At 67.0% G+C, this 10334-nt stretch carries 11 protein-coding genes and 1 tRNA gene; 4 read left to right on the top strand and 8 right to left on the bottom strand.

All coding sequences use genetic code 11. The features are described 5' to 3' along the window. Window positions 1-275: 275 nt before the first annotated feature. Both DRB17_RS16850 and DRB17_RS16845 read right to left on the bottom strand, forming a co-directional pair. Window positions 276-360, bottom strand: a tRNA-Leu gene (locus DRB17_RS16850). A gap of 83 nt (window positions 361-443) precedes the next feature. Further along, window positions 444-2084, bottom strand: a complete 1641-nt coding sequence (locus DRB17_RS16845; RefSeq protein ID WP_114583394.1) for a GMC family oxidoreductase — start codon at window positions 2082-2084, stop codon at window positions 444-446. 138 nt (window positions 2085-2222) lie between these two features. On the opposite strand from DRB17_RS16845, the gene DRB17_RS16840 reads away from it, so the two are divergent. Both DRB17_RS16840 and DRB17_RS16835 read left to right on the top strand, forming a co-directional pair. After that, complete coding sequence (locus tag DRB17_RS16840) at window positions 2223-2804, top strand: YqaA family protein (protein WP_114583393.1); 582 nt, start codon at window positions 2223-2225, stop codon at window positions 2802-2804. Continuing rightward, a complete protein-coding gene (locus DRB17_RS16835) occupies window positions 2794-3285 on the top strand; it encodes a disulfide bond formation protein B (protein ID WP_114583392.1) in 492 nt (163 codons plus the stop codon). The genes DRB17_RS16840 and DRB17_RS16835 overlap by 11 nt, the downstream gene beginning before the upstream one ends. Before the next feature lie 19 nt (window positions 3286-3304). Here the strand turns inward: DRB17_RS16835 and DRB17_RS16830 are convergent, their stop codons facing one another. After that, window positions 3305-4528 carry an MFS transporter gene (locus DRB17_RS16830; protein WP_114583391.1) on the bottom strand — a complete coding sequence of 408 codons (1224 nt, stop codon included), beginning with the start codon at window positions 4526-4528 and terminating at the stop codon, window positions 3305-3307. 80 nt (window positions 4529-4608) lie between these two features. On the opposite strand from DRB17_RS16830, the gene DRB17_RS20755 reads away from it, so the two are divergent. Beyond that, on the top strand, window positions 4609-5163 hold the full coding sequence (locus tag DRB17_RS20755; RefSeq protein ID WP_114583390.1) for a CGNR zinc finger domain-containing protein: 555 nt from the start codon (window positions 4609-4611) through the stop codon (window positions 5161-5163). Window positions 5164-5193: 30 nt separating this feature from the next. On the opposite strand, the gene DRB17_RS16820 is transcribed toward DRB17_RS20755, so the two are convergent. The 3 genes from DRB17_RS16820 to DRB17_RS16810 form a co-directional block, all read right to left on the bottom strand. Next, window positions 5194-5754: an HNH endonuclease gene (locus DRB17_RS16820; RefSeq protein ID WP_114583389.1), complete on the bottom strand. Its 561-nt coding sequence runs from the start codon at window positions 5752-5754 to the stop codon at window positions 5194-5196. A gap of 210 nt (window positions 5755-5964) precedes the next feature. Next, complete coding sequence (locus tag DRB17_RS16815; protein ID WP_114583388.1) at window positions 5965-6636, bottom strand: alpha/beta hydrolase; 672 nt, start codon at window positions 6634-6636, stop codon at window positions 5965-5967. Between the two features lie 79 nt (window positions 6637-6715). Further along, window positions 6716-7414: a DNA-3-methyladenine glycosylase family protein gene (locus DRB17_RS16810; RefSeq protein ID WP_114583387.1), complete on the bottom strand. Its 699-nt coding sequence runs from the start codon at window positions 7412-7414 to the stop codon at window positions 6716-6718. 124 nt (window positions 7415-7538) lie between these two features. Between DRB17_RS16810 and DRB17_RS16805 the strand changes: the two genes are divergently transcribed. Beyond that, window positions 7539-8267 (top strand): MBL fold metallo-hydrolase, encoded by a 729-nt coding sequence (locus DRB17_RS16805; RefSeq protein ID WP_114583386.1) that lies wholly within the window; start codon window positions 7539-7541, stop codon window positions 8265-8267. A gap of 19 nt (window positions 8268-8286) precedes the next feature. Here DRB17_RS16805 and DRB17_RS16800 read toward each other — a convergent pair whose 3' ends face one another. Continuing rightward, window positions 8287-9663 carry a DUF4139 domain-containing protein gene (locus DRB17_RS16800; RefSeq protein WP_114583385.1) on the bottom strand — a complete coding sequence of 459 codons (1377 nt, stop codon included), beginning with the start codon at window positions 9661-9663 and terminating at the stop codon, window positions 8287-8289. Window positions 9664-9717: 54 nt separating this feature from the next. Then, window positions 9718-10311: a recombination mediator RecR gene (gene recR / locus DRB17_RS16795; protein ID WP_114583384.1), complete on the bottom strand. Its 594-nt coding sequence runs from the start codon at window positions 10309-10311 to the stop codon at window positions 9718-9720. Between the last annotated feature and the right edge of the window lie 23 nt (window positions 10312-10334).

The raw sequence follows: 10334 nt of genomic DNA, 5'->3' as shown, positions 1-10334 counted from the left end.
AAAAAAGCCCCCTATCCCGTCAATCCGACAAAAAAACCGCCACGCGGACCGGCCAAACCGGCCCTCGTCAAACTCCTCGCCGCAAATGACCGTATCGCAAAGGTCCCCCTCCAGGGGAGACGACTGAATTTCGTTTTGCATCAACCCCTTAGTCGCTCCCCGGAGGGGGAGCTGTCTGCGCAGCAGACTGAGGGGGGGAGTCCCCGGCGCGGGCGACTGCGGGGCCTGACGTGGACACGCCGTTGCGACCGACCGAGTCGTATCAGGAAACCGAATGGTGCCCCTGGCAGGAATCGAACCTGCACTCCCGAAGGAACGCGATTTTGAGTCGCGCGCGTCTACCAATTCCGCCACAGGGGCACGGGCCGCGATTCGGACGCGGCGCATCTTATAATCGAGGATGGCCGTGCTGCAAACAGCGGGAGCCGAAAAATCGACCGCCCCTATTCCGCCGCCACCCGGCCCGCCTTCCTGTCCGCGCGGATCATCTCCGAGGCTTTCTCGGCAATCATGATGGTCGGGCTGTTGGTGTTGCCCGAGGTGATTGTCGGCATGATCGAGGCGTCGACCACGCGCAGCCCCGCTATCCCATGGACGCGCAGGCGGTCGTCCACCACGGCCATGTCGTCGCGGCCCATCTTGCAGGTGCCCACGGGGTGGAAGATCGTCGTGCCGATGTCGCCGGCCGCGCGGGCAAGGTCGTCGTCGCTGACCAGCGTCGCGCCCGGCTTGAACTCCTCCGGTTCGTACTTCGCCATCGCCTTCGCGGACACGATCCGCCGGGTCAGGCGCAGGGCGTCGGCGGCCACCTTGCGGTCGCCCGGCGTGGAGAGGTAGTTCGGCCGGATCGACGGCTGCTCGCGCGGGTCGGCGGCGCGGATGTGGATGCTGCCCCGGCTTTCCGGGCGCAGGTTGCAGATCGACGGCGTGAAGCCGGGGAAGGGATGCAGGTCGCCCCCCAGCTTGTCGGTCGAGAGCGGCTGCACGTGGTATTCCAGGTTCGGCGTCTCCCGCGAGGGGTCGGACTTGGCGAAACAGCCGAGCTGGCTGGGCGCCATGGTCAGCGGGCCGCGCTTGAACAGGAAGTATTCCAGCCCCATCCCCGCCTTGCCGAGCCAGGAGTTCGCCCGCTCGTTCAGCGTACGCACGTTGCGGACCTTGTAGACCGGCCGGATCTGCAAGTGGTCCTGCAGGTTCTCGCCCACGCCGGGCAGCGGGTGATGCACCTCGACCCCGTGCTCGCGCAGCAGGTCCGGCGGGCCGACGCCCGAAACCTGCAGAAGCTGCGGCGAGCCGACCGAGCCGGTCGCCAGGATCACCTCCCCGCTGGCGGCGGCAGTGGCGTCCTCGCCGTGGTGCCAGAAGCGCACACCGGCCGCGCGCTTGCCATCGAAGATCAGGCTCTTGGCCTGTGCGTGGGTGAGGACGTGCAGGTTCGGGCGTTCCATCGCCGGGCGCAGGAAGGCGTCGGCGGTGCTCCAGCGGCGGCCGCGGCGCTGGTTCACCTGGAAGTAGCCGACGCCCTCGTTGTTGCCCCGGTTGAAGTCGTCGACCTTGGGGATGCCGACCTCGGCCGCCGCCTCGCGGAAAGCATCAAGAATCTCCCAGTTGAGGCGCAGGCCCTCGACCCGCCACTCGCCGCCCTGGCCGTGGCTGTCGTCGCCGCCCCAGGCGAAGTCCTCGTGCCGCTTGAAATAGGGCAGCACGTCGTCCCAGCCCCAGCCGACGTTGCCGAGCTGGCGCCAACCGTCGTAGTCGCGCGCCTGGCCGCGCATGTAGATCATGCCGTTGATCGACGAGCAGCCGCCCAGCACCCGCCCGCGCGGATAACCCAGCGCGCGACCGTTCAGCCCGGTCTCCGCCTCGGTCTTGAAGCACCAGTCGGTGCGCGGGTTGTTGATGGTATAAAGATAGCCGACCGGCACCTTGATCCAGAAGTAGTCGTCCTTGCCGCCCGCCTCCAGCAGCAGGACCCGTACGTCCGGGTCCGCGCTCAGCCGGTTGGCCAGGACGCAGCCGGCGCTGCCCGCGCCGACGATGACGTAGTCGTAGGTGCCGACCTGCTTCTCGCTTGCCGCGGTCATGGGCGAAACCTCCACGCAGAGAACTTGCGCCACCATAGCCGAGAGTGCGCCCGCACGCACGGGCCGTTGCCGCCGACGGGCGCGGCTGCTACACGATCCCTGCGCCGAGCCCGAACGCTGCACACGGCCGATCCAGCAATGCTGCAACGCCTGTACGACCGGACCCTTGCCCTCGCCGCCCACCGCCACGCCCTTTCCGGCCTGGCGGTGATCTCGTTCGTGGAAAGCTCGGTCTTTCCGATCCCGCCGGACGTGTTGTTGATCCCGATGGTGCTTGCCGACCGGACGCGGGCGTGGCTGATCGCGGCGATCTGCACCGTGGCCTCGGTGCTGGGCGGGCTGTTGGGCTATGCCATCGGCTACTACCTGTTCGACGCCGTGGGCCAGCCGATCCTGGAATTCTACGGCTATACCGACAAGTTCCACGAGATGCGGGCATTCTATGCCGAGTGGGGCTTCTGGTTCGTGGCGGCGGCGGGCTTCACGCCCTTCCCCTACAAGGTGATCACAATCACCAGCGGCGTGATGGCGCTCGACCCCTTGGTCTTCCTGGTTGCCTCGACGGTATCGCGCGGCGCACGCTTCTTCGTCGAGTGCGCCCTGCTGTGGTACTTTGGCCCGCCGATCCGGCGGTTCATCGAGAACAACCTGCCGGCCCTGACCGTGGCGTTCTTCGTTATCCTGTTCGGCGGTTTCGTGGCGGTGCGCTATGTCTTCTGATCCACGCCTGGTCTCCGGCGCCATCGCGCTTGCCAGCGCCGTCGTCCTGGGGATGGCCCTGATCTCCCAATACGTCTTCGGTCTGGAGCCGTGCCAGCTTTGCCTGTGGCAGCGCTGGCCCTATGTGGCGACCATCGCGCTGGGCATCCTTGGCGTGCTTTTCGCCGGAATGCCGCCGGTCCGTCAGGTCTGCGTCGCGCTGGCCGGCGCTGTATTCCTTGTCGGAGCAGGCATCGCCGGGTTCCACGCCGGCGTGGAGTACGGCTGGTGGGAAGGCTTGCCGGGTTGTAGCGTTCCCGCCATCGAAAAGGGCATGACGGTCGAGGAGGTCAAAAAACTTCTGGCCTCGCGCACGAACGTGGTCCCCTGCGACGAGCCGGCCTGGACGTTCCTGGGCCTCTCCATGGCAGGATACAACGTGCTGGCCTCCCTCGCGCTAGCCGCCGCCACGATCTGGGCACTGGCGACCCGCCGGGCGTGAGCCAGCCCGAGAAGCAGACTCAGGCCGCGGCCTGGGCAAGCCTCGGCTCGCGCACCATCGCGGTGAACGCGCCGCCCGCCAGCAGAAGCAGAGAGGCGGAAAGAAACGCGGTGTCATAGGCGCCGGTGGTGGAACGGATGAAACCGCCAAGATAGACGCCAAGCGCGGCAAAAACCTGATGGTAAAGCCACACCGATCCTAGAATCGTGCCAAGCGCATTCGCGCCGTACAGGTCGCCGATCAGCCCGGTTTTCAGGGGAATGACCGGCATCGACGCCAATCCATAGACGACGGCGAAGACGTAGAGTTGCCAGACGCTGCTCGACGTCGCCAGCCAGGCCAGCGCGGCGGCGCGAAGCACGTAAAGCCCGACCAGCAGCGGCTTCTTGCCGTAGCGCGGCGCAAGCTGGCCCATCAGCCACATCGACACGGCGCTGGCGCCGGCAGCGATGCCGAGCAGCACGCCGCCCAAGGCAAGGCTGCCGCCAAGGTCCACGGCGAAACGCGGCAGGTGCATCGTCACCATGTAGAGAGAATAGCCGCAGGTCACGAAACCGAGGCTGGCGCACCAGTAGTCGCGACTGCGCACGGCCTCGGAAAACGGCCTGCTGGCCGGCCGCTTGAAGCCGGCAAGCGGATCGCCGTCCGGCCCCTGGCCGATGTCTCGCGGGTCGTTGCGCACGAACAGCAGGACCGCGGGCGTCACGCCCGCAAGCATGATCAGGCCCAGGATCGCGAACGCGCCTTCATAGCCGCTGGCAACGATCAGCCATCCCGCCAGGGGCAGGAAGACGAGCTGCCCGATGTTCATGCCCATGGCGCTGCGCGCCAGCATCGGGGCGCGCCCGCGCACATACCAGCGCGCCACCAGCACCGAGTTCGCCATCGACCCACAGCCGGCGAATCCGATCGCGGTCAGCACGCCATAATACAGGAAGAACTCCCATATGCTGTCGATCGTGGCGCTCAACAGGAACGACAGGCCCATGATGGCGCAGCTTGCCGCGATGACCGGCTTCGGCCCCAGGCGGTCGATCAACCTGCCCATGACCGGCTGGAACACGCCCCAGGTCACCATGTTCACCGACACCGCAAGGCTGAGCGTCGACAGGCCCCAGCCATGCGCGGCGGTCAGCGGCGCGAAAAACTGCCCGCCCGTGAGGTTAAGACCGAACGCCCCCATGAGCGTGAGAAAGGCGACGGCGACGACGCGCGGACCCTGGAACGGCCGGGCAGCAGTCATGAGGAACCCCTGAAAACTTAACGGCTGAATACCAAATGAGTGGTTAGCTTCAGGATGCTTGACCAGTCAAAGGGTTTTTGATGGTTAGCGATAACGATCTTGCGAACGTGCGCCCGTTGCGTGGCGAGCCGCTGGCTCTCGACCTCGTCAACACGGAATGGGTCGACGCCGGTGTGCGCCGCGACCTCCTGGAGAATCCGGCCGGAACGGCCGTTTGGCTATCGGAAGGGGACTTCGAAGCGCCAAGCTCAGGTCTTGAGGACATCCGCCGACATCTTATCGAAACCCGCGAAACGCTTCGCCTGTTGCTGGAGAACCAGGACGAGGAACAGGGCCGGGCGCGCTTGAACGCGATCCTCGATCAGGGCCGCGTGATTGCCGCTCTCGGACCATCCGGCCCCGAAAGCGCCTACGATATCGCTGCCGGCTGGGAGCCCGCCTGGCATGCCGCGTTCAACTATCTCGAACTGCTGCGCGACTGGCCGGAAGCACGGATAAAGGCCTGCGCGCACCCGGATTGCATTCTCTACTTCCTGGACACCAGCAAGAACGGAACCCGCAGGTGGTGCGACATGCGAACCTGCGGCAACAGAGCAAAGGTCCAGCGGCACTACCGACGGCGGAAGAACGGCTGACAAGGCTTGTCCGGCCCGCCGGAAAGCCGCTCAGTCCTCCAGCTCGGTATCCCAGTAGAGGAAGTCGTTCCAGCTTTCGTGCAGATAATTCGGCGGGAACTTCCGGGCCTGGCGTTGCAGTTCGTAGACCATCGGCTGGCGCGGGCGGCGCAACAGGTGCATGCCCGCCTCTTCCGGCGTTCGGTTGGCCTTCAAGAGGTTCATGCGGGCCGAGGCCGTCACCACGTTCGCCCAATTCGTCCGGCCGCCGCGCGAGCGCGGGATCACGTGGTCGAAGGTGAGTTCCTCGGCCGGCAGGCGCACGCCCGAATACTGGCAGCGGAAGCCGTCGCGCAGAAAGACGTTGAAGCGGGTGAACGCCGGCCTGCGGTTGAGCGGCACGTATTCCTTGAGCGAGATGACGCTGGGCAGCCGCATCTCGAAGGTCGGCGAGTGGACGGTTTCGTCATACTCGCTGACGATGTTGACGCGCTCAAGGAAGACGGCCTTGACCGTTTCCTGCCACGGCCAGACCGACAGTGGAAAGTAGCTTAGCGGACGAAAGTCCGCATTCAGCACAAGCGCCGGGAAAGCATTGGCCGGGACGCTCACAGCCCCGCTCCCTTCCTCTTTACCCGATGACGCGACTCCGCCATGTCGCCGCGTCCGGCGATTGGATACGACACTCGCCGAAGGAATACAAGATTTGGTGCGCGACCGCCCGAAATCTTAATATCCTTGTAAACTCGGTCTACCAACACTCCAGCAAAAAGTGGGACACCTTGGCGCGCGAGTCCAGCCCCTTGCAACAGGGGCCGGGCCTCAGGCCGTCGCGGCGAGGAGATGGCGTTTCAGGAACCCGCTTGCCAGATCGACGGCTTCCTGATCGATCCCATGCGCCAGGCCCGGCCGGGTCTCCGCCGTCACGGAAACGTCGATAGCCTTCAGCGCCGCCGTTGCCGCCGGCATCGCCTGATAGGGGATCACGGGATCACTGTCGCCGTGGACCAGCAGGACGGGCGGCCGGCCGCGTATCTCTTCCGGCAGCTTCTCCGCGCCGATCAGCGCCGTGGAAAAGCCGCAGATCGCCGCGACAGGCTCGGCCCAGCGCAGGCCGACGTGCAACGCCATCATGCCGCCCTGGGAGAAGCCGACGAGGGCCAATTGCCCGGCGCCCAGGCCATGGTGCTCCAACTCGGCCCGCAGAAAACGCTCCAGGATCGGCGCCGCCGCCTCGGCACCCTCCAGCAGCTTCTCCGGCTCCACGCTTTGCAGCGAAAACCACTGCCGGCCCATCGGCGCCATGTCGCAGGCGAAGGGCGCATGCGGGGAAACGAAGGCCGCATCGGGCAGGCTCTGCCCCAGATAGGGCGCCAGCTCGATCAGGTCGTTCCCGTCGGCCCCCAGGCCGTGGAGCAGCACCACGAGCTGCCGCGCGGGCCCGCCGCTCAGCGGTTCGACGCGCGGGCCGTCGAGAGTGGTCGTTTCAGACATCCGGATTCCCTAAAGCATTTCCATGGTCGAGATCGTAAGCCGCGTTGTTGCATAGCCGTTAAGAGCCCCGGATTACAACCTAAGCCACGCCGGGATGGCGATAGTAGTGCCACAGGAACCTGGCGGCGGCGCTGCGGTATGGGCGCCAGCTATCCGCCAGTTCGCGCAGTACGTCGGCCGAGGGACGGTCCTCCAGCCGCTTCAGCCGTTGGCCGGAGACCTGCAGCGCCAGGTCCTGTGCGGGAAAGACATCGGGCCGTTCCAGCGCGAACAGCAGGAATATCTCCGCCGTCCAGCGCCCCACCCCCTTGATGGCGGTCAGGCGCGCCATCGCCTCGTCGTCGGGAACCTCGGCCAGTTCGGCGAAATCTAGGTCGCCGGCCTGTTCCGCCTCGGCGATGCCGCGCAGATAGCGCACCTTGGGGCGGCTGAGGCCCAGGTTGCGGGCCTCCTCCTCCGGCACCGCCAGGAAGCTTTCGGCGGTCAGCGGCCCTATCGCCGCCCTCAGCCGTTCGCAGATCGCCCGCGCGGCGTGCACGGAAAGCTGCTGGGCGGCGATGATGTTCACCATGCCGGCGAAGTCCGCCGGCTGCCGGCGCACGGGCGGCAGGCCGCAGGCCTCGTAGGCACGGGCGATGTCGTCGTCGCATGCGGCCAGCGCGTCCATCGCCGGGCGCAGGCGCTCGTCGGGCTGCGGTTCGCTCATGGCGGCGGAGCTTAACGCGTTCGCCCCCGCGATGCAGCCCATTGCCGACACCTGATCGGCGTACGCTTTCATGGCTTCTCGTGCCCTCGTCGGTAAAATCGCGTTGATCGACCCGTGATCGCCGTCACTGCGCCCGCCGGGGTTGACGCCCGATGCTGCATATCCGAAAGCATGTAGCGGGACTGGGGGGACGTGTATGCGTATAACAATACTGGGAAGCGGCGACGCCTTTGGAAGCGGCGGTCGTTTCAACACATGCTTCCATATGGAGACCGGCGGGAAACAACTGCTGATGGACTGCGGCGCGTCCAGCATGATTGCCATGCGGCGCTACGGCGTGGATCCGAACGCCATCGACGGCATCCTGATCACGCATCTGCACGGCGATCACTTCGGCGGACTGCCGTTCTTCCTGCTGTACGAGCAGTTCGAGAGCGAGCGTGACCGCCCGCTCACCCTGGCCGGCCCGCCGGGCCTGTGGGAGCGGACGAAAGAGGCGGTCCGCGTCTTCTTCTGCGGCGTCGACCTCGAATGGCGCTTTCCCATCGACGTCATCGAGCTGCAGCCGGGCAAAAGCGACGATGTCCTGGGGCTGTCGGTGGAGCCCTTCCCGGTCGTGCACGGGCCGCCCAATTGCTACGCGCTGCGCGTTGGCGACGGGGAGCGGGTCTTCACGTATTCCGGCGACACCGCCTGGACCGATACCCTGGTGGACGCGGCCCGCGACGCCGACCTCTTCATCATGGAATGCTACGCCCCGGCCGGCGAGAACGAGCGGCACAGCGACTGGGAGACGTTGCAAAAGCAACTGCCCCGAGTCAGCGCCAGGCGTATCCTGCTTACGCACATGAACGAGGATATGCTCGCCAGGCGCGGCGAGATCCCGCTCGAAACGCTGGAAGACGGCATGGTGCTCGACGTCTAGGCAGGGAGACGGCTCTCGCCTACTGCACCCGCACACGATACGTCAGCGTGGCCGCGCCGCCCGACGGCACGTCGATGGTCCAGACAGGCTGCGTCGCGGTCTCGGCCTCGTGCGGATGGCTTTCGGAGAGCATCGTCCACTCCGGCGGGAAGCGGCCGATGATCCGCACCGTGACGTCGCGGTCCTTGGCGTTCTTCAGGACGATTTCCTGCGCGGTTTCATAAGCCCGCTCGCCGATGCGCTCGAACACCTTCTGCCGAGCCTTCGCGGTGATGTCGAAGGCGGCGCCCAGGTCCAGCGCCAGCTCGCTTCCAAGCGGCGTGTCGCCGACCGCCTGCGCGCCACGGAACACCTCGCCGTCGTAGACCCGAACCGTGCCGGCCGGCAGCGCCTGCCCCAGCCCGGCTTTTCGTGTGTCGGGAACGAGAAGGCGCAGCCGCGCCGACGCCTCGCGCTCGCCGCCGAAGGGCTGGGCAATGGCAAGCCCCTCGATCCGATAGCGGCGTTCCACCGCCACGCCCTCGGCGGCCAGGAGCGGCCTCTGCACCCGGCTGCCGGGGCGCAGCGTCACCGGCCGCTTCAGGGGATAAACCTTCAGGTCAGCGCGCGTTTCCGCCTCCGGCACGGCGGCCTTGCTCTCGGCGGCCATCGCCATCGTGCGCTCGTCCATCCGCGGCGCACGCTGTTCCTCCCGCGTGATCGCGACGTCGCCGGCGACAAGGCGCACCTTCTCCGCCCCGATGGGCGTGGAGAGGCTGCTTTCCAGGGTCGCCATACCCGTCAGGTCCAGCGTCCCGGCCTCGTCGTCCCAGCGCGCGACATAGCCGGCGGACCACGACAGGCCGCGCGTGAGGTAACGAAGGGTCAGACTGCGGCTGCCCGCCTCGTCCACCCCGATTCGGAAGGTCGCGCGGGGTTCCGCGCTGAGGTGCTCAGGCAGTTCCGGGAAGACGATGCGACCCTCGGGCTCCACCTCGATACCGCCATCGACGCGCACAACGACGCCACCATCGACGGACAGCAGCGTCGCCGCCTGCTCCACGGGTGTCTTGCCGTTCCGAGCCGGGCGCACCAGCGTCACCTGCTTGCCGACGAAGGCGCCCAGCATCCGCTCGCGGGTGAGCGGCCAGGGGGTGAGTTCCTGGCCCATCAGGCGAATGTCGTCGCCCGAGAGATTCAGGCTCTCCGGCACGATACCGGGGCTGATCGGGCTCATGGCGATCTCGGCCTCGCCGGCCTGCAGTTCCACCGTGCGGTGGCCAGTCACCAGGGCCAGATCGTTGCGATAGATCGACAATTCAGTCGCGGAGGGCGCCTTGGCCCCGGTATCCTCCTGCGCGGCGGCCGGAAGGCCCGAGAGCAGAAGCGCGGCGGCAATCAGCAGGCTGCGGTGCATGGCCCTTGTTGTCCCTTTCGCGTGAACAGGATCGGTTGTCTTGAAAGCCAAGTGTCAGGCGGGCCGGCGCGCACGCAGGGCCGCCGTCAGGGTGCCGTCGTCCAGGTAATCCAGCTCCCCGCCCACGGGGACGCCGTGGGCCAGCCGCGTCACCTTCACACCCAGGTCCGCCAGCCGCTCGCCGATATAGTGCGCCGTCGTCTGCCCGTCCACGGTCGCTGAGAGGGCCAGGATCACCTCGCTCACCTCCTGCTCGCGCACGCGGTCGATCAGCTTGTCGATGTTGAGCTGTTCCGGCCCCCGGCCGTCCAGGGCCGAGAGCGTGCCGCCCAGGACGTGATAGCGCCCGCGAAAGGCCGAGGTGCGCTCCAGCGCCCAAAGGTCGCCGACATCCTCGACCACGCAGACGGCCGCCGTATCGCGCTCGGCATCCCGGCAGATGGCACAGGGATCCTGCGTATCCAGGTTGCCGCACTGCGAGCAGATGCGAATCGACTCGGCGGCCGCCTGCATCGCCTGCGCCAGCGGCAGCATAAGCTGGTCGCGCCGCTTCATCAGGTGCAGCACGGCGCGCCGGGCCGAGCGCGGGCCCAGGCCCGGCACGCGCGCCAGAAGCTGCATCAGGCGGTCGATCTCGCTGTTCGCCATCGGCTGTGGAAGACCCGAGCGCT

The organism is Ferruginivarius sediminum (genome assembly GCF_003344765.1).
Classification (GTDB): domain Bacteria; phylum Pseudomonadota; class Alphaproteobacteria; order Kiloniellales; family Rhodovibrionaceae; genus Ferruginivarius; species Ferruginivarius sediminum.
This window is presented reverse-complemented; position numbering and strand designations above follow the sequence as displayed.